Raw genomic sequence first — 19,872 nt, forward strand, 5'->3', positions numbered from 1 at the left:
AGTGATAAAAATCAATTTATTTCTCACGTAATCAACGAGTTGTGCCGATATTTATAACATAAAATGCAAGTATTGAATTGGATAAAGGAAACTCTATGAAAAGACTAAAATTAATTGTAAGCACAGCTATATTGGGAGGTTTATTGATAGGGTGTACGGAAGAGGTCAAGAAAGACCCTCATGTAGAATTAGACAATGCATTAAAAGCATTTGAATATGCAAGTAAGATGGAGAGAAATGTTGCTAAAAGGAATTATGATGGAGCCATAGAGGAATTAGACAATATTGCGAAAATCTACAAGTCAGGCATGTTTTCCTTTGGATCGGGTAAATTCTCTAGCAAAGAACATGATGAGAAAGCGCTTATTGCCATGGAAGAACTTTTTTCGGCAGTCCGTGTACTAAGAAGTCAAGTAAGGCAAATGAAAACGAAGAGGGTGACAAAAGAGCAAAAGGCACAATACCAAGTTAATGTTGAGCAATTGCTAAATACTCTTCCTAAAATTGCATTAGCACATTATGATAAGAAGTCGGCGTTTTATGTCGCTCCTCCAAGGGCTAAGCTCCAGGCCATGCGCAATAAACTAAGAGCACTATCTTACAGAAGCCCTGACCAAACAAAATTTGCAGCTGGTCAGATGATTGCTTCTATAAATAAGTTGCTTAGGGGCTAAGCATTTAGCCAGCATGATAGAATTGAACTTGTAGGAAACGCACAAGATTCTGTTCAGGCCTACAAGGCTCTCTAGCACAATTCGGGTTTAAAGTCTTAATCGATGGTAGAGCTTTAATCTCTTGCTTAAATTTTACCCAATTGTTACAAACGTAGTAATTCTGTAATAGAATTACTATACAATGGTAAATAGGAGATTGGTGGTCATCTAATAAATTATCGTCCTGAAGGTGGTTTAATTTAAATAGCGAACTAAAGATATGGTAAACCTTAAAAACAAGACGAACGTGCTTTTTGTGTGTGATCATAATAAGTTTCGTAGTCCAACTGCAAAGCGGCTATATTCTCATAATGAGGACCTAGAGGTGAAATCCCTAGGAATCAGGAGTAGCAAAAAGTCACTTTTTTGGCGAAGAGTTTTTAAATGGGCAGACCGAATTTTTGTGATGGAGCCACATCATAAGGCCCTGGTCCGTCGGGAGTTACATCATTTATTTGGTGAGGAAGTGTACAGGGAAATTATATGTCTTTATATTCCTGACCGTTATCCTTACCTGGATGGTCGGTTATTAGGTATTTTGGAGGGACATCTTTCCCTTTATCTTGGCCCACCATCTTTTTCCCCTCAACCAGCGCTTAGAAGAAGTAAAGTAATAAAGTATCATCATCGAAACTACTCTCAAAATAGAGCTTGGATGGCTGCCTAGAGTGATTGGCTTTAATCTATAAAAGAATTATTCTGAACGAAGTGCGGTGGCAATATCAAGATGAGCTGCTTTATATGCCGGATAAAGAGCCGCTACTAAAGCGATAACAAGTACCCAGAATGGTGTCTGCATAATCACAGACCACGGTGTGTGCCATTCTATAGTCCACCTAAAAAAGGCAACATTGACAACGTTATCAAGTATATAGGCTAGTAGGAAACCTCCTATTAGACCTAAAAAGCTTCCTACTATTGCAATATGTGAAGCCTCTATCAAGATGATATGGATAACTTGCATTCTTGCCCCTCCGGTGGATCGGATAATACCGATTTCTCTCGAGCGCTCACTTGCCAGTAAATATAGAGTAAGAAAGATACCCAATCCCGCAACCAGTAAGGCAATAAATCGTAAAATGTAAGTCACGGAAAAAGTTTGATCAAAAATATGCATGGCTTTGGTGCGAAGTTGGTGATTAGAGAAAGTAACGAAATTTCCTTGAGAGGATAATCTCTCTCGTAGTTTGATTTGAGTTTTTTGGGATTCTGAGGTGTCGTGAAGATAGATGGCTAGGCTGTTGACATCGTCAGTTTGCCACCAGTTGTGAAAAAGTTGGATATCCATTAAAATGACGCCCTGTTCCGTGTCATAGTCATTGTATATGGCAATGACTTTGGGTGATTTGATTCCAGATGGAGTGTGTAATGTTAAAGTATCACCTGGCTGGTGACTAAAGCGTTTTGCAAAAGTATCCGAAATGAAGACAGAATTTCCTTCAACAGCTCTTTTTAGAGGGTTGTCAGAGATACTACTAAGTATGCGAGGGGGGTGATACTCATTCATAATCTCTAGATTTGTTGCTGATACTTGAGTCATCATATTCTCGTCTGAGTTGGGGGGGTAAGGAATTTTGATCTCCCTGTAAGTATTGAGCTCTTTGATATTTGAGTTTTTCCTAACGGCCTGAATGGTGTTATCCGGTAACGGGTTTGGTGTATTGAGTTCAATGTTTGCGATGGATGTAACATAGATATCTGCTTGAATGGTTCGATCAATCCAGCTTGTTACGGTTTCTCGAAAACTATAAATCATAATAGACATGCCTATCATCATTGAAAGGGCACTAACTAATGCGGATATGCTAATGGCATGGCGATGAAGCGAACTTATGAAAAATTGGTGCCCGAGATTTAAAATGGGGTGATGAGAGGTAAGTTTTTTTGAAAGTGCTGAGTAAATATGGTGTATACTGTTGCAACAAATAGGGACTAAGAAAGCCAATCCTAATAAGGCACAGAAAGAGCAAACAAAGCTTAGCCATGGCAGGCGAGAGTTCACACTAACCCAGCCTGTTAAAGTAGCGAGAATCAAGAGGCCAATACCTATATTCGTAAACCGCAGTATAGCAAGCTTGGTCTTTTGTCGTAGGTGTCCAAAATTAATAGCTTGGACTGGTTCAACTCTAGAAGCTTCGCGTGCTGGAAGCCATGCAGCTAGAATAATAGCTAAGAGACCAGTTAAGATCGTAATAAGAATGTTGTTGCTGTCGATTTGTGCAGATTCCATCTGCAAAATCATATAGAGTGAAGTAATGCTTTTTGACACTCCTGTGACAAGATATTGTGATAGCCAGTAGCCTCCTATAATGCCAATTAGGATTCCAGGTATTCCCGCTATAACAGCTTCAAGGATGAATAAAGATTGGATTTCGTACCGTTGTAAGCCTAATGCTCTAAGGATACCAATTTCAGTGCGACGCTGTATGACTGATACCGCAACAGTATTATAAATTAAAAACATCCCTACCATTAGTGCAATCATAGAAAGGGCCAGAAGGTTTAGTTGAAAAGCACCAATCATCTTTTCAGCTTGCTCAGAACGCATTTTTGGCGAATTGGCAGTGACATGAGGAGGTAAGTGATCAGACAGTTGCTCTTTTAAAAGTTGGATATTTGATATCAAATCCTTTCCTTTGCCTTTGACGAGGCAGTCAATCCTATGGAGTTTTCCTTCTGGTTTTGTGAGGCCAAATAATGATTGAGCATGTGCTATATCAATAAGCGCAATATTCTCGTTACTGCTAACACTATCTTGTGAAAAATCTATTGTCTTATGCAGCATGAAGGCGTGTCTTCTGCCGCCAAATTTTGTTTCAAGAGTTTGTCCAATCTTCAGGTTAAGGCGTTTTGCAAGAGTTTTGGAAAGGATGATAGCATTTGGCTGAGTGAAGAAAGGCTGAGCCTCAGAGGAATTATCAGTTGGTTGAATCAAAAAAGTATTGAAGGGCTTGTTACTAATGGGGTCTATTCCAAGGAACCTTAGGTGTTCACCGGGGTGGTTGGGTAAAGTGATAATTTTTTCAATGATAGGAGTAGCCGCAAGGATTTGAGGTTGTTCAAGTATAGTCGGATAAAGAGAATCTGAAAATGGGGTACCATGACCATCAATAGTAAAATTTGCTTTCCCAGAAACTAGGTCTATGGATGAGCGAAATGAGCTATTAGCGCTGGAATTGGTAATCTTGATGCTAACAAATACAGATATTCCAAGCGCCACTCCTAGAATATTTAGTAGCGTTAAAGTTTTGTGTCGGGAAAAATGACGAAGGCTATGCTTGAGGATAAGTAGAAAAATTTTCACTGATGGTATAGACAATTAGCTACTTTTTCTAATCCACAATCCTTCCATCTTGCATGTGAACAGTACGATGTGCAGTGTCGGCAATTTCCTTGCTATGAGTGACCATGATGATTGTTGTATTAAATTTTTTTCCAAGTTTTTTGAAGAGAGATACGATTTGATGGCTAGAGTGTGAGTCCAGATTGCCTGTTGGTTCGTCAGCAAGTAATAATTTGGGACTATGAACTAAAGCACGAATGAGTGCCGCACGCTGCATTTGACCCCCTGATAATTGATGGAGTTGGTGATGACGTCGATCGGAGAGTTTAACTTGTTCTATAAGAGAAAGAGCGAAATTTCGTTTTTTGTGATCAAAGTTGGACGAAAGTTGTAGAGGTAAAAAAATATTCTCTTCTACAGTTAGAGTTGGTAGAAGATTAAAAAACTGGAATACGAAGCCGATGCTTTTTCTGCGTAGCTCAGTAATTTGAGAGTCCGTCAAGTTGGTGATGTCTTTGTCCTCGATAAAAATAGATCCTTCATCTAGACGGTCTAGTCCACCTAGGCAATGTAGCAAGGTGCTTTTGCCACAGCCACTTGGCCCCATGATAGCAAGAAATTCACCGGTTGGAATATTAAGAGAGATATGATCGAGTGCGGTGATAGGTTCACTCGTTGCTACTGTGGCGGAATACTTTTTACACGCCTTTTCGACCCTAACCATTTGTCTTAATCTGGCATGGTGAATGCATTTGTCAAAGTTGGATGGCTGCTTAGAATGTTAATTATTTTCCATTTGCTGAATGAGCTTGGCAACTAGTCCCGTCCATCCTGTTTGGTGGGAAGCGCCAATGCCCCGACCGTTATCTCCATGAAAGTACTCATAGAAGAGAATATGATCTTTAAAGTGAGGGTCACTCTGGATGCCTTTGTGATGACCGTAGATCGGCCTATTTCCTCGCTCATCTTTTAAAAATAGGTTTATGAGACGACTCGATAATTCATTAGCAACTTGAAGAATAGTGACAAAATTACCTGAGCCTGTTGGGTACTCAATTTTGAAATCATTCCCATAGTAATGATGAAATTTCTGTAAAGATTCAATAATCAAGTAATTGACTGGAAACCATACAGGTCCTCTCCAATTGGAATTGCCACCAAACATTCCATTCGTAGACTCTGCTGGCGAATAAGTGACATCTAGACAGTTGCCGTGAAGGGAAAAGCAGTAGGGATTATTTTTATAGTAGCGAGATAGACCTCTGATACCATATGGAGAAAGAAATTCACTCTCATCCAACATGCGTCTCAATAAACATTTCATTCTGTGGCCTCTGAGAAGGGAGAGTAGTCTGCGTTGTCCAGCCCCTTCAACTTCCCAATGAGATACTAGTTGAGCAAGGTCCTTCCTGTAATTAAGGAACCATTCCATACGCTTGGCAAAATGAGGAGTTTCCTTGAGGAGTTCAGGCTCCAATGTCTCTACGGCAAAAAGTGGAATGAGTCCTACCATGGATCGTACCTTTAGAGGGACTGGTTGTCCTCCTGGAAGGTTGAGAACATCATAGTAAAAGCTATCCTCCTCATCCCATAAACCTACACCTTCTTCGCCAATTTTTGTCATAGCCTCTGCAATGTATAAGTAATGTTCAAAGAATTTTGTCGCAATATCTTCATAGACTTCATTTGTGCGTGCTAATTCAAGTGCGATTTTCATCATGTTCAGGGAGAACATGGCCATCCAACTGGTGCCATCGGCTTGGTCTAAATAGCCTCCCGTTGGCAGAGCTTTGCTTCTGTCAAAAACGCCTATGTTATCTAGTCCTAGGAAGCCACCTTGAAAAACGTTTCTTCCCTCTGCGTCCTTTCGGTTGACCCACCAGGTAAAATTCAACATCAGTTTATGGAAAACACTTTCTAAGAAAGCATGATCCGCTTTACCGTTTAATTTGCGATCAATTTGGTAGACCCTCCAAGTCGCCCACGCATGAACCGGGGGATTAACATCACTGAAGTTCCATTCATAAGCGGGAAGTTGTCCATTGGGGTGCATGTACCATTCACGAGTCATTAGAACGAGTTGTTGCTTCGCGAAATCAGCATCTAGATAAGCAAGAGGAAGGCAGTGAAATGCGAGATCCCATGCAGCGTACCAGGGGTACTCCCATTTATCAGGCATAGAAATGATGTCCGCATTGTTTAGGTGAAACCATTCGTTGTTTCTGCTGTCTTTTCGTTGTTCAGGAGGTGGTGGGAAGTTGGTATCTCCTTTTAACCATTCTCTAATGTCATAATGGTAGAATTGCTTAGTCCAAATCATGCCGGCATAGGCTTGTCGTTGCACATGGCGTGCATCTTGATCTGTGATACCATTTTGAAGCTCTTGATAGAATTGATTGGACTCATTAATCCTAGTAAGAAAAATATGCTCAAAGTCCTGGAATGGGCTAGCTAAATTTTTTTTAGATAAGCGAACGCAAGTGATGGCTTTTTTACCTGCCTCAACTAGTATTTGTTTGAAGGCAGCAAGCTTGGTCCCCTTTTTTTCAGGAGAGATTGCCTGATGATTCCGATTTGCTAGATATTCATGGAAAGCATCTTTGAAAGGGCCCTCAGTATTTTGATCAAATAGTTTGCTTGAGTTGGTTTCATTTTCAGTAAATATGAATGCTAGGTCATCAGGAGCATAAAAATAATAGATACCGAGTTCAGAATGTTCCACTTCAGCATGATGACCTGAGATTTTTCTCATAGAAGGTTTTTTAAATTTATCGTTCCATGACCAAATGTTACGAAACCATAATTGTGGTATAAGATAAATTTCAGCAGCTTCCGGCCCTCTGTTGATAGCGGTTACCCGCATAAGAATATCTTCTGCATCAGCTTTGGCATATTCTACCTCTATATCAAAATAGCGATTCTCTTTTAAAACTCCTGTGTCAATAAGTTCATATTCTTTTTCTTCAAAGCCTCGTTTCCTATTCTGTTGGACTAATTTATCATAAGGGAAAGTACCCTGAGGGTATTTGTAGAGCATTTTGAGGTAGGAATGCGTTGGGGTTGCATCAAGGTAATAATAATACTCTTTAACATCCTCTCCATGGTTACCTTCACCGTTAGAAAGCCCAAATAATCTTTCTTTAAGAAAAGGGTCTTTGCTATTCCATACAGCTAAAGATAGGCAAAGGTATTGCCAATCATCACTAATGCCTGCAATGCCGTCTTCTCCCCATCGGTAAGCTCGACTTCTTGCATGTTCATGGGGGAAGTAGTCCCAGGCCTCTCCATCCGGACTGTAGTCCTCACGAACAGTCCCCCACTGCCTTTCACTTAGATAGGGTCCCCACTTTTTCCAGGCCTTTAAATTTTTAGAGCTTTCTTTTAAACGACTCTTTTCTGGATTGCTTGCTTTCATTTTTAAGACTTCATTAAACTAGAACACTTGTAAGGATCTTCAAGGAATGTTAAGGCTATTCGATTGTTTGAGCCAATACTATGAATATCTATCCCAGAATCGTTTCTTATTATCGTCCCTACATTTGGGAAACATTTTGTGCGTTATGCATTCTCTTATTTGAAATTGCTTTTGGCTTACTTAAGCCATGGCCGCTCAAGGTCGTAGTGGATGATCTTTTGAAAGTAGAGGATGCTCGTTATGAGTTGCCCTATCTATCAATGTCTTTCTCTTTTGTGACAGCTCTATCTATTGTAAGTGTTAGCTATTTTCTTATTCATGCAATAAGTGGGGCGTTAAATTTTGTTAGTAACTATTGGTTGATTAAAATAGGTTTGAGGGCACTGCTTCGCATGCGAACTGAGCTGTATGCATATCTTCAAACCTTGCCACTAGTTTTTCATGATAATCGACGAAGTGGCGATTCGGTCTATCGAGTTGCTTATGATGCTCAGGCAATTCAAACATTCTTCAATAGTGGCATTGCTACGGTAATTCGTTCAGGTGTGATGTTGATAGCAGTCTTTGTCATTATGTTTCAGATGAATTTTTTTTTAACACTGATTTCATTGTCGGTAGTTCCTCTCTTATTTATAGCTATTCAGTACTTTGGAGGGAGAATTCGTAGGGAGTCTGAGGTTTTCCGAGAAAAAGAAAGTGACGTGCTTTCTAAAGTCTCTGAAGGGCTGGGTGGTATAAGAATTATTCAGGCATTTGGTAGAGAAAATGAAGAAACAAAAGAGTTTGGTAAGCACTGTAAAAGATCGATCATTACTAATTTAAAACTGCAAGGTACAAATTTAACTAGCACTTTAGTCGTTGGGTTGATTACTGCTACAGGTATGGCTTTGATGATTTATTATGGCTCTTTAGAAATTAGCCAAGGAAAAATTGAGTTGGGAGAGCTTCTAGTTCTCTTGGCTTATCTGGCGATGCTCTATACTCCGCTAGAACAGCTGAGCTATACCGTTTGGGCCTTGGATGGTGCGACATCCGGAGCAAAGCGAGTTTTTGAAATCCTGGATGTAGATAATGAAATTCAAGATTCGCCAAAAGCCAAAGAGTTAGAGTCTGTGAAAGGAAAAATTGAGTTACAAGATGTATGTTTTAGCTACACGCCAGAAAAGCCAGTTCTGTTAGATGTTTCATTGACAGTTGAGCCAGGACAGACTGTTGCCCTAGTTGGTGGAACTGGTGCAGGTAAGACCACTATTCTTTCCTTAATTCCCCGCTTTTATGATAGTTCTTCTGGTGATGTTCTTATCGATGGAAGAGAGATAAAGGATATGAAAAAGGCCAGCCTGCGGTCAGCGATTTCGATAGTTTGGCAAGATACGCTTCTAGTAAACGGAACGGTTTTGGACAATATTTCCTATGGTCGTCCAGATGCTTCTCATCAGGATATTGTTTTCGCTGCACAGGCTGCACAAGCCGATGATTTTATTCAAAAGCTAGCAAAAGGTTACGAGACGGAAGTGGGTGAGCGTGGGGTTAGATTAAGTGGTGGACAAAGGCAAAGAATAGGCCTGGCTCGAGCTTTCCTCAGACAGAGCCCTATTTTATTGCTGGATGAACCAACAAGCGCATTGGATTTAAAAACCGAGGCAGATATGATGGAGTCTTTGGGTAAATTGATGGAAAAGAAGACAACAGTTATTGTGACACATCGGCTGACTACGGTGCATCATGCGGATCATATCTATTTCATGGAGAATGGCAAAGTAGTTGAGTCTGGAACAGGTCCCGAGTTGATGAAATTAAAAGGCAGGTATTGGGATTTATGGAATGTGCATTCTCAAGGAAGTCAATACGACTAGGAGTAAAAAAAAACAGGAGTCTCAAGCACTCGCGAGCTGTCTGCAAGCGTAATTTGTTCTGAGCTGACCATTTATCCATTATTTAAGCTTTGTCTATTCAAATAAGAAAAAATCTTATATTATCGTGAGACGCTTCTACTGCATCACTTGGGTTTAATATGCTACCTAACTCGCGCTCAAGACTTTATTGATTCAGTGGCTAAGATTCGGGTAATCGAAGAAACAACCCTATACGGTTTGGCAGATGCTTTGCTATGGGCCATTGATTTTGATTTGGATCATGCCTTTGGTTTTCACAGTAGCCTGAAGAGTCCCTATGATAGGAAAATGGAACGTTTCCAAAACAGGACCCAGATTATGAAGAGGATACAGAAAATATCGGACGGATAGGAATTAATCCATCGACGGGCGAGCGCATTGAACTTGATCCTAAAGACTAAGAGTTCATCATTCCCTCATCGATAGCATTCATTTCTTATCTACATAATGATTCTGTTGTCTCTCGAGTGGGCGAAGTGAACTGGTCTGAAAATCATCCCAATTTATTCGTGGCCTGGGGAGGTATTTTTGTGATTTGAAACTTTTGAAAGATCGCTAACCTCATGAGCTTATGACATCGGGAGAAATTAGAGAGAGTTTTCTAGATTTTTTTAGAGAGAAGCGGCATACGATTGTTTCTTCTTCGAGCTTAATGCCTGATGCCCCCAATCTTTTATTTACCAATGCTGGCATGAATCAGTTTGTTCCCATTTTTTTAGAGGAGATGCCATGTCCTTATACACCTGCGAGAGCGGCTGACACGCAAAAATGCATACGCGCTGGAGGCAAGCATAACGATTTGGAGGATGTAGGATTTGATACTTATCACCATACTTTTTTCGAAATGCTGGGGAACTGGTCATTCGGAGATTATTTTAAGAAAGATGCGATTGAGTGGGCATGGGAATTAGTAGTCGAGCGTTGGAAATTTCCGGCCAGCCGACTTTATGCGACGGTCTATAAACCTGGTGAGGGAGATCCTGCATCATTTGATCAGGAAGCATATGACTTCTGGAAAATGCTTTTTGAAAAGGTTGGCTTGGACCCCGACATCCATATCGTAAATGGTAATAAAAAAGACAATTTCTGGATGATGGGGGAGACAGGGCCTTGTGGTCCTTGCTCGGAGTTACATGTGGATCTTACTCCTGAAGGTGATAGCAAAGGTTCCCTGGTAAATATGGATGATGCTCGTTGCATAGAAATATGGAACTTAGTCTTTATTCAGTTTAATGCACAGCCTGATGGATCGATGGTGCCTTTACCTTCACAGCACGTAGATACAGGAATGGGGTTCGAGCGAGTTTGTTCCATCCTCCAGGGGACGAGGAATTTTACGGATTTTAAGCATGCCCAAATTTCCAACTATGAAACGGATGTCTTTCGCCCGCTTTTTGATAAGTTAGAGGAACTAACCGGTAAACCCTATGGGGGGACTTTGCCGAAACCTGGGCAGACAGATCTCTCCGGTCAAGAAAAGTTGGATGTGGCTTTTCGTGTCATTAGTGATCACATACGAGCATTAACGTTCTCTATAGCAGATGGAATCTTGCCAAGCAATGAAGGGAGAGGCTATGTGCTTCGCCGGATTCTAAGGAGAGCCGTGCGTTATGGTCGGGAGGTAGGATTAAATCATCTCTTCTTCCATCAAATCGTTCAGGTAGTAGCTACCACCTTTGGAGATGTTTTCCCGGAGTTGAGAAAAAGACAATCAGATGTAGAAAAAGTCATTCAAGCTGAGGAGGAAAGTTTTTCTAAAACATTGGATCGCGGGATCGAGCTTTTTGAGAAAATTGTTGATAAGGGCAAAGAAATATCTGGAGAAGATGCTTTTAAATTGTATGACACTTATGGCTTTCCTGTCGACTTAACGCAACTCATGGCTCGTGAGCGAGGTTTGAAAGTAGATGAGATTGGCTTTGAGAAATTCATGAGTGAGCAGCGGGAGCGGTCTAAAGCTGCTAGAAAATCCGAGGTGATAGAAGTGTCTGAAACTGAGGAGCCAGCTCTGGAAACTCAGTTTGTTGGCTTTGAGGAGAAGGAAGGAGTAGCAGTTCAGGTCTGTACGCATCAGCTCCAATTTGGAAAAACAGAGGATGAAGTGATCCGTGCGAAGTTGTTTTTTACACCTACACCTTTTTATGGAGAGATGGGAGGTCAAGTTGGTGATGCTGGTTGGCTGGAGTTTGATAGCAAGCGGATCGAAATTATTGATACGAAGAAAACTCCTGCCGGTAATGTGGTGCATCTCACGGAGGACTTAGAGGATCTTGATGCCCTGTCTTTCCCATTGAAGGCGAGCGTAAATGTAGCGAGACGTGCGTTGATTGAGTCCCATCATTCAGTGACCCATATCCTGCATTGGGCTTTGCGTGAAGTATTGGGTGATAGGGTGGGACAGAAGGGTTCTTATGTGGGGCCAGATCGCTTGCGCTTTGATTTTTCTCATTTGGAAGCAATGAAGAAAGAAGAAATTGATAAGGTTGAGAGCCTTATCAATGAACGAATCCAAGAAAATGCTAAAGTCAGCTGGAATGAGCGCCCTTACGCCGAGGTAAAAGGGGACCCTTCTATTATGCAAGCGTTTGGAGAAAAGTATGGGGAAGTTGTTCGAGTTGTTGATATTGGGGGCTATTCTAAAGAGCTTTGTGGTGGAACGCATGTCACAGGAACAGCCTTGATTGGTTCATTGCGAATTATCTCTGAAAGTGGGATTGCAGCAGGGGTGCGCCGCGTTGAAGCGATTGCGGGCGAATCTTTGCGTCCTTATGTTTTAGCTGAGGATTTGAAATTAAAAGAAACAGTCAAACAAGTTTCCAAAGGAAGAAATACTAGGGTTACTTTTGCAGATCTTCCGGAAGCTTCCGTTGAGGAACTATGGAGCATTTTTGATCAAAATCGTAAGTCACTGGAGGCACTTCGAGCTGAGATAAAGAGGCTAGATAAGGAAGAAGCCAAGAAAGTTCAAGTTGAGTTGCAAAAGAATGCTTCAGGTAAGGCCAAGGAGTTGATTCAATCGGCTGAGCAAATCGGTGAGATATCATGTATTGCGGTTCACTTGGGCGAAGTGCCAGGTGGTTATTTGCAGACTTTAGCAAATGAGATTACGAAGCAATGGGAAGGTGTGGTTATTCTTGGAGGGCAAACAGGTGAGTCGAAGGTTGGACTTCTTGCTGCTGTGAGTGCTTCGCTTAATAAAAAGATCCTTGCTGGAGATCTTATGAAAGAAATGGCTCCGATTGTTGGAGGTAAAGGTGGTGGTCGACCAGAAATGGCTCAAGGTGGTGGAACGGATCCTTCAAAGATCGAGAATGCTCTTGAAGCAGGAAAAAAGAAACTTGGTTGAAGTATTTTCTTGGCTCTATAGCAGCGAAGTCTCGATGCGATTCCTATCTGCTTGATGCACCATCTGACTCGAGTCGCCAAGGCACAAAGTCCTTGAAACCAGAGCTGTGATAGCTGAAAGGATTGATGGATAAGCTTTGGTAAAAATAGTCTATGTAGTACGCTACATTCTCTGCGGTTTTGCACCTAATCGAAAAAATTATTCTTCGGTGAAGAAGCTCTCGATTTCTCGATTCATCGCATGATTTTCTTTTTGCCAAGTACCATGACCAAAATGACCGCTTTTTAAAACGTGTAGTTCCTTTGGTGAGCTAACTGCATTGTAGATAGCAAACTGACCAGGTGGTGGAACACAAGGATCAAACAAGGCGTTGGCAAAGTGTATGGGTATTTTGATATGGCGAGCTGCCACAGCTGCATCAAAGTAGGAAAGCGTGTGAATAATTTCGGGATTTTTCTCAGCATATCGCGTAAGGGCTAAGCCACTGCCTGTGCAAGGTAGGGATAGGCGAAGGGGTTGATGGCCAAATGTCGGAACAGATACATGGGCTTTATCAAAGCGGTGATCATGGGCCATGGCCATAATGCCAAGTCCTCCTCCTAGACTGCACCCAACATAATCAAGTCTAAGAGTTGCCTCAGGTATGAGTTGAATGAGTGCATTCGTTCCACACCATATGTCTGCAACGCAACCTTTTATAATGTAGCTGTCGCGACTATGGATGCCATGCAAGACATGTTTGAGGGGCTGTGATGGAATTCCTTTAATTTGGCTTCTGGAAATTCCTCGGACGCAGAGAAAGAGAATAGCGGCGTTGGGAATGTGGAAGTCCAGGTCCGGTTCGGAGCGTCCTCCGTATCCGTGCCCTACTATTAAGCCGCGAGTAATGGGCTCATCGTCAGGGAGGGCGATCCATCCTCCAAGGCGCAGTTGATTGAGAGAGGTGTATTCAAAATCGTAAAGATGATAGCCAGGGAGTTTTTGTTGGCTTTCTTGGACCCGTGGGCGCGTTGACACCTCCATTGCTTGCTCGTAGGCATCTTGCCAAAAATTGAGGTAGTCAAAAGCTTCTTCCGGAGCTTGGATGTTAAGAAGTTCATTCAGTGTGTAGCCGTGTGCCGGATCAAAAGGAAGCTTGTGCTTGAAGCGCATTACCTCTTCAGAATCAATAGTCTCTGCAAGTGTCATCATTCCCTTTTACTAATATAGCAACATTTTAGGCTTAATCCAGAAAAGGATCACCAGTTCCTAGTGATGATCCAAGCTAGATGACCAGGTAAAGCTCTTAAGACCAAAATTTAAACTCTTTGAGCATCAATGAGAGTAGTCTTCCATCCTGATACTGGCGAACCATCTCACTCCCATGTTCCGAATAGGTCTCTGGACTTTTTTGGATACGAAGCCGGCTGCGCGGTATAAGGCTTCTAGATTTCGAGTAAGCTTCTTGAAGTGGCTGGAGGTACTGGCCATATTGGTAGTCTTCCTTCTCAGTTCCTGTAACAATGGTATAGCTTTGGTTACCTCGAGAAACGTTTTGGTTGAATAGATTCCTTAGGTCCATAAGTTCGGGAGTAGGGGAGGGATTTTTAATATAGCCCCAGCGATAGCTGCCGTCTTTTTTGTGCTTGAGGTAACGAAGGTGGGTTTGCGGATCGTAACTGTGGCAGCGAAGACGAATCTTGGGACAACGGATTTCAATAAGTTTGGCAAAGGCTAACGCCCCATAAGCACCTGCACTGGCACCTAAAATGACCACATTGTTAATATTTCGACAACGGATGAACTCTGCTATTTGATTGCTTATTTCGTAAAGGTCATTTCCTACACCAGGAATTCCACGGTGATAATGTGTTTGGTGAGGATCACGCAAAAAGATGGCGTTAATCGGCAAATGTTTGGCGATTCCCCAATAGGCAAAGCTTTTGTCCTCACGAAGTTCATCTTCTTTCTCTCTAAATTTCACGGAGATAAAGAGCTCCTTAGATAATGGGATTTCACGAACCATATAAAAGCTATTTATCTGCTTCTGGGTCTTAGGCGCGTAATGCAGACTAGTAAACCGCCTGTCAAGTTGGCGTGCATTGGATAGTCGACTCTCCGTATTCAACACTTTATCTCTAGAGGGAGAGAGAGAAGATCCCCATGAACTACCCGATAAAAATGATGTTAGGCTCCAATTACTCATTGTTTCTCTGAGCTGAAGCTATAACTGTGCCAAAATATATTGTTTGGTCCGCAAAATGGCCTAAATACTGCTTTTAGTGTGATCTCTAATTGATAAGATTGAATCGTTGTTGTGTCTGATCTCCCTAATAAACAAGCCTCTGCATTTAGCCAATTAGGGTTGAGTGGAATTTTGAGCATTATTTGGCGTTATTTTAGAGAGAAAGCGATAGATCAACTCAAAAGCATATGGTTTATCATTGCTTATCTTGTGGTATTTCAAACGCTCTTTCTAGACTTGCCCATTGTATATGGAGCAACAATTGGTGTAGGAATTTTTGTGGTAGTCATTGGATTGACATTTTTTATGGAAGGTCTGCGTTTGGGCCTCATGCCTTTTGGAGAAACCATAGGAGCTATTCTTCCGCGAAATTCTAAGTTGCCGCTTATCATGGCTTTTGCCTTTATTTTGGGAATAGGTGCTACTTTTGCGGAGCCTGCTATTTCTGTTCTTAAAAAAGCAGGTAGTGGCGTAGCCCCTGACAAGGCTCCACTTTTATATAGTTTATTAAATGATTTTTCGGGACAGTTAGTCGCTTGTGTTGGGGTGGGTGTTGGTGTTGCCGTGATGCTTGGTATTCTTCGTTTTTTCTATGGGTGGTCACTCAAAGTTCTAATTATTCCTATGGTTGTCATTTTATCAGGGTTGACGCTTTATGCCTATTTTGATCCGACTTTAAATCCAGTAATTGGCTTGGCTTGGGACTGTGGAGCTGTTACGACAGGGCCTGTTACAGTGCCACTTGTTCTAGCTTTAGGTATTGGAGTTTGCCGGATTATTGGAGAGGAGGATGATGGAGGTTCGGGTTACGGGATTGTTACCTTGGCATCTTTGTTTCCTATATTGGCTGTTCTACTCTTATCCTTTTATCATTTTTTTGTGCAGGACTATTACGGGCAGGAAAACTATATGAATAAGTCTAAAGTTTCTCAGATGGAGAAAGAAACTCCCAAAAAGCTTTCACGGTCTGAAGCAGATGAGGTTCCATCCTTAAATTTTTCTGAGGAGGAATTTCAAGCATATTTAAAAACTGGAGCATTTCCCAAAACATTTAAGAATTATCGAACCGTTTACCAAGGAGGTGACATTGTCCTTGAGGATGGGAAGATTGTTCACCGAGATACTGAAATTGTTCTAGAAAAAATAGAAATAAGAAATAGGTTCCAGTCGCTAATAGATAAACAAACCAAGCATCCATGGGATCCTAATTTTAAGTTTTTAGAGGAATTCATAAATGCGATTTTAATGGCCATTCAAGCTATTATTCCACTTTGTGCCTTTCTATTTCTTACCTTGCTAGTGGTTTTGAGAGAAAAGTTGCGACATGGTGATGAGATTGCCTTGGGTGTAATCTTTGCTGTGTTTGGCATGGCGCTTTTTGGTTTAGGACTTTCATTGGGTCTGACACCCTTGGGTTCTCAACTAGGTGGTAATATTCCGCGTGCTTTTGCTTCGATTAGTCCTTGGGGATTGTCTACCACGGTTGATCCATTGTTCTCAAATCCCTTCCTGGGCAAGACCATTGCGATCTTCTTTGCGTTTTTCTTGGGTTATGGAGCAACCTTGGCCGAACCGGCATTGAATGCATTAGGGGCTACTGTTGAGACAACAACAGTTGGTGTTTTTAAGAAGAGTTTATTGATGCAAACTGTAGCAGTTGGAGTTGGTATGGGGATAGCTGCTGGCGTTGCCCAGATGATGTTTATTCAGCTGGAACTTACCATGTTATTGATTCCCCCGTACTTACTATTGATATGCCTAACCCTTATTTCATCTGATGAGTTTGTTAATTTTGCTTGGGATAGTGCAGGCGTGACGACTGGCCCGATTACGGTACCTCTCGTGCTAGCAATGGGCTTAGGAATTGGAGCAAATATTCCTGGCGTCATTGATGGATTTGGGATTCTAGCATTAGCCTCTGTTGGTCCAATCATTACTGTATTAACAGTAGGCTTAATTGTTAGCCGCACGCGTGATCAAGAAATCGATAGTCTCGAAAATGAAAGTGTTTCATAATCGCCACGGTTACTGCTTAGTAACAGCTATCTTGCCTCGGCATAGTACCCACCGTGTACTAGAAGAGGTGCTAGAATCTGGAGCGGCCTATGCGTTTACTATTAATGCTAGAGGTAGTTTGATCAAAAACCGGTGGTACCAATCTTTTTTTCCAACTCTTTCACCTGAGCAAGAAATCCTGAACTTCATGCTGCCGCTTAGTGATGCGGATCATCTAATGGAACAAATTGTCATGGCGGGTAACCTTAGAAACTATGGAGCGGGGTCTATTTTTGCGGTGCAATTTAATGAACTCATCTGCGCTGAGGATTATCCTTTGTGGGAAGCAGGTAAGTATACCTACGAGTCGACCTCTTATGATATTCGTTTCAAGAAAAACTTAGTTGCTATTCATCATATAGCTCAAAAGGAAGATACAGATGCAATTACCAGAGCAGCCATTCATGCCGGTGCTCAGGGATTGACCATTTCCTTTATGAGAGGGATTGGTATTCGAGATCGCTTGGGACTTCTGCGTGTAACCAAGAACCATGAAAAGGAGCTCATCACAGTTGTGGTGGATGAGTATGATGTCGATGCTATTTTCCAAGCAATGGCGCAGGCCGGTCATGTTGATCAAGCGGGTAGAGGGTTTGTTTATCAAATGCCTATTTGTAAAGGGCTCACTAACCTTTCCAGTGTGTTTCATCCGGAAAAGCACTCCGCAAGTATCCAACAGATCGTCCGAGCTATTGATGAAATTCAAGGGAATACGCATTGGCGAGCTAATCAACTATTGATTCATGATCCCAAAGCTAGCGAATTTAAAGACGATAACAGACACACTATTAAAAAGGCGGTAGCTTTAGGCGCTGTATGTCATCGTAAAGATACAGAAATGTTATTGGATAAGGCTTTAGAGTTTGGAGTTCCTGGTGCAAGTGTAGGCAATTGGCGACTAGCAGAAGCTAAAGCCAAATGCACAGAGGGGGGATTGCGTATGAATCGAGAATTTAGTTGTATTATGATGATACTGGATGCAGAGGTTATCGATCCGCTTCGAGATGTTTTGCAGGAAGTCATCTCTGATAGTGGGATGAAAGAAACTTGTTTCTTTACCATTCCTGCACCTATTGCTAAGACCTTTGTTTCGCCTTCTAGTGAGCGGGCGAAGAAATGAGGTTTATAACCGTTTGACGTCCGCGGCGTTTTTTGATGGTGTGGCAACCATACATCGGTGTGCAGAGTGTCGAAGCTATTTCCTCTAGCCTATTAATTTTACTTCTCGCTATGATTATCAGTTGATTATACTGTGAGATGTCTGATCAGTTCAATTGGCGAGTTACTTCAAGGTTCGTGCAATACTCCTTAGTCCCTCGCCTAAAGCAAAAAGACACCAATGACCGAATCAATCTTGAGTAGGCATAAGGATGAGAATATTGACAGGATAAAAAAATAAGTGATATGACAAGAAAATTTAGAAGCTACGGCAAAACGTATATCTTTGGCATCTCCGCTGTGCAATTAATCTTGATTAGTCTGATTGTAGGAGTCGTGTATGTACCTGATTCATTGGCTAGTCCAGGTGCTGATAAGCGGATGAATGTTCTCATGCTAATAATAGATGATCTGAATACCTGGCTTCTAAATAAGCCTGAACGCTATAGTGGTAAAGTTATTGCACCTAACATTAAACGCTTGGCAGATAGTGGTGTTAACTTTACAAAAGCTTATACTGCGAGTCCCAAGTGTTCACCCTCGCGGACAGCTTTTCTTATGGGAGTTGAACCATGGAAATCGGGCCATACTGACAATTCTCACGATATCAAGAATAGTGAACTGCTAGGTAAAGCGACATCATTTTTAAAGCTGTTTCAAGAGAATGGCTACCACATGACGATATCAGGGAAGGTAAGTCATGGATATTATGGCACTGGTGTGAAGCCAGATAAATACCAGAAACACACCCGAGATCCCCATCCTCCTGGTGCTCCCTTAAACGGTTTTGCTAAAAATGCTACTGGAAAAGTAACAGAACGCGACTGGGGTCCAACTCATCTTAAAGAAACGGAAATGAGTGACACGAAAATAGCGGATTGCGCCATAGAGACTTTGAAAATGGAACATACAAAACCGTTTTTTATAGCCTGTGGCTTGTTTCATCCGCACATGCCTTGGTATGTGCCTCAAAAATATTTCGATATGTATCCCTTGGATGAAATAACAGTTCCACCCTTTAAAGAGGATGACTTGGATGATATTCCTGCTTGCGGTCAAAAACTCATAATAAGTAGGACTTACAAAAGTGCTTTGAAGCATAATGAATATAAAAAAGGTGTTCAGGGTTATCTAGCGACTACTACCTATGCAGATGCTCAAATGGGAAGAGTTCTAGATACGTTAGCAAAAAGTCCCTACATGGATAATACAATGGTAGTGTTATTTTCAGATCACGGCTTTCATGTTGGGGAGAAAAGGCACTGGCAGAAAGGCTCGTTATGGGAGGACGGAACAAATGTTTTATTGATGTTTCGCGTTCCAGGTATGACAAAAGCTAAACAAATATGTAGTAGTCCCGTTTCCTTGTTGGATTTATATCCAACGATAACGGGCATAGCTGGATTGGCCAAGCCAGATTATGTGGCTGGAAGATCACTTATTCCTTTGCTTAAGGATGTGAACACACCACATAATTATCCCGTTTATACGGCGTACCAAAATCATATTACTGTGAGAACAGCTAAACATCGATTAATTCGGTATCAAGATGGAGGTATCGAATTTTATGATTGCGAGAAAGATCCAAATGAATGGACTAATCAGGCTAATAACCCAGAGTTCGATACTATAAAAAATAAATTAGCAGCCTCTCTTCCTCAATTTGAAATGCTTCCTTATGTGGGTAATACAAATAGTGGTAAGAAAGAGAAGAAATAGAGTTGAGACTTAAGCAATCTGTGCAAGATTTTGTTCCCAAGAAAACATATTTGTTGATTATTTG

13 protein-coding genes are annotated in these 19,872 nt (G+C 41.6%); 8 read left to right on the forward strand and 5 right to left on the reverse strand.

Going from position 1 to position 19,872, the window contains the following annotated elements; all coding sequences use genetic code 11:
* Window positions 1-95: 95 nt before the first annotated feature.
* Both AAGA18_04440 and AAGA18_04445 read left to right on the forward strand, forming a co-directional pair.
* Window positions 96-674, forward strand: coding sequence for a hypothetical protein (locus tag AAGA18_04440; protein ID MEM9444582.1), 579 nt, complete (start codon window positions 96-98; stop codon window positions 672-674).
* A 364-nt stretch (window positions 675-1,038) separates the two neighbouring features.
* Complete coding sequence (locus AAGA18_04445; GenBank protein ID MEM9444583.1) at window positions 1,039-1,380, forward strand: hypothetical protein; 342 nt, start codon at window positions 1,039-1,041, stop codon at window positions 1,378-1,380.
* Between the two features lie 27 nt (window positions 1,381-1,407).
* Here the strand turns inward: AAGA18_04445 and AAGA18_04450 are convergent, their stop codons facing one another.
* From AAGA18_04450 to AAGA18_04460, 3 genes are read right to left on the reverse strand one after another with little or no spacing between them, the layout of a single operon-like run.
* A complete protein-coding gene (locus AAGA18_04450) occupies window positions 1,408-4,017 on the reverse strand; it encodes an FtsX-like permease family protein (protein MEM9444584.1) in 2,610 nt (869 codons plus the stop codon).
* 28 nt (window positions 4,018-4,045) lie between these two features.
* Complete coding sequence (locus tag AAGA18_04455) at window positions 4,046-4,720, reverse strand: ABC transporter ATP-binding protein (GenBank protein MEM9444585.1); 675 nt, start codon at window positions 4,718-4,720, stop codon at window positions 4,046-4,048.
* Between the two features lie 57 nt (window positions 4,721-4,777).
* Complete coding sequence (locus tag AAGA18_04460) at window positions 4,778-7,411, reverse strand: glucosidase (GenBank protein ID MEM9444586.1); 2,634 nt, start codon at window positions 7,409-7,411, stop codon at window positions 4,778-4,780.
* A gap of 80 nt (window positions 7,412-7,491) precedes the next feature.
* Here AAGA18_04460 and AAGA18_04465 point away from each other — a divergent pair, with 80 nt between their 5' ends.
* From AAGA18_04465 to alaS, 3 genes are all read left to right on the forward strand, one after another.
* Window positions 7,492-9,267, forward strand: a complete 1,776-nt coding sequence (locus AAGA18_04465; protein MEM9444587.1) for an ABC transporter ATP-binding protein — start codon at window positions 7,492-7,494, stop codon at window positions 9,265-9,267.
* Between the two features lie 147 nt (window positions 9,268-9,414).
* Window positions 9,415-9,657 (forward strand): hypothetical protein, encoded by a 243-nt coding sequence (locus AAGA18_04470; GenBank protein ID MEM9444588.1) that lies wholly within the window; start codon window positions 9,415-9,417, stop codon window positions 9,655-9,657.
* A 220-nt stretch (window positions 9,658-9,877) separates the two neighbouring features.
* Window positions 9,878-12,652: an alanine--tRNA ligase gene (alaS, locus tag AAGA18_04475; protein ID MEM9444589.1), complete on the forward strand. Its 2,775-nt coding sequence runs from the start codon at window positions 9,878-9,880 to the stop codon at window positions 12,650-12,652.
* Window positions 12,653-12,850: 198 nt separating this feature from the next.
* On the opposite strand, the gene AAGA18_04480 is transcribed toward alaS, so the two are convergent.
* The gene (locus AAGA18_04480; GenBank protein ID MEM9444590.1) at window positions 12,851-13,843 is read right to left on the reverse strand and encodes an acetylxylan esterase; all 993 of its coding nucleotides are present in this window, start codon (window positions 13,841-13,843) and stop codon (window positions 12,851-12,853) included.
* Window positions 13,844-13,937: 94 nt separating this feature from the next.
* Window positions 13,938-14,657: a hypothetical protein gene (locus AAGA18_04485; protein ID MEM9444591.1), complete on the reverse strand. Its 720-nt coding sequence runs from the start codon at window positions 14,655-14,657 to the stop codon at window positions 13,938-13,940.
* Between the two features lie 291 nt (window positions 14,658-14,948).
* Between AAGA18_04485 and AAGA18_04490 the strand changes: the two genes are divergently transcribed.
* From AAGA18_04490 to AAGA18_04500, 3 genes are all read left to right on the forward strand, one after another.
* Complete coding sequence (locus AAGA18_04490; GenBank protein ID MEM9444592.1) at window positions 14,949-16,892, forward strand: DUF1538 family protein; 1,944 nt, start codon at window positions 14,949-14,951, stop codon at window positions 16,890-16,892.
* Window positions 16,876-18,051, forward strand: coding sequence for a P-II family nitrogen regulator (locus tag AAGA18_04495; GenBank protein ID MEM9444593.1), 1,176 nt, complete (start codon window positions 16,876-16,878; stop codon window positions 18,049-18,051). The genes AAGA18_04490 and AAGA18_04495 overlap by 17 nt, the downstream gene beginning before the upstream one ends.
* Window positions 18,052-18,335: 284 nt before the next feature.
* A complete protein-coding gene (locus AAGA18_04500; GenBank protein ID MEM9444594.1) occupies window positions 18,336-19,808 on the forward strand; it encodes a sulfatase in 1,473 nt (490 codons plus the stop codon).
* The last annotated feature ends 64 nt before the right edge of the window (window positions 19,809-19,872 follow it).

It is taken from the genome of Verrucomicrobiota bacterium (assembly GCA_039192515.1).
GTDB lineage: Bacteria > Verrucomicrobiota > Verrucomicrobiia > Methylacidiphilales > JBCCWR01 > JBCCWR01.

Excerpts from the sequence above, each read along its gene's own strand:
- AAGA18_04440 (MEM9444582.1), top strand. The coding sequence starts at position 96 with ATGAAAAGACTAAAATTAATTGTAAGCACAGCTATATTGGGAGGTTTA.
- AAGA18_04455 (MEM9444585.1), bottom strand. The coding sequence starts at position 4,720 with ATGGTTAGGGTCGAAAAGGCGTGTAAAAAGTATTCCGCCACAGTAGCA.
- AAGA18_04460 (MEM9444586.1), bottom strand. The coding sequence starts at position 7,411 with ATGAAAGCAAGCAATCCAGAAAAGAGTCGTTTAAAAGAAAGCTCTAAA.
- AAGA18_04465 (MEM9444587.1), top strand. The coding sequence starts at position 7,492 with ATGAATATCTATCCCAGAATCGTTTCTTATTATCGTCCCTACATTTGG.
- alaS (MEM9444589.1), top strand. The coding sequence starts at position 9,878 with ATGACATCGGGAGAAATTAGAGAGAGTTTTCTAGATTTTTTTAGAGAG.
- AAGA18_04480 (MEM9444590.1), bottom strand. The coding sequence starts at position 13,843 with ATGATGACACTTGCAGAGACTATTGATTCTGAAGAGGTAATGCGCTTC.
- AAGA18_04485 (MEM9444591.1), bottom strand. The coding sequence starts at position 14,657 with ATGGTTCGTGAAATCCCATTATCTAAGGAGCTCTTTATCTCCGTGAAA.
- AAGA18_04495 (MEM9444593.1), top strand. The coding sequence starts at position 16,876 with ATGAAAGTGTTTCATAATCGCCACGGTTACTGCTTAGTAACAGCTATC.
- AAGA18_04500 (MEM9444594.1), top strand. The coding sequence starts at position 18,336 with ATGACAAGAAAATTTAGAAGCTACGGCAAAACGTATATCTTTGGCATC.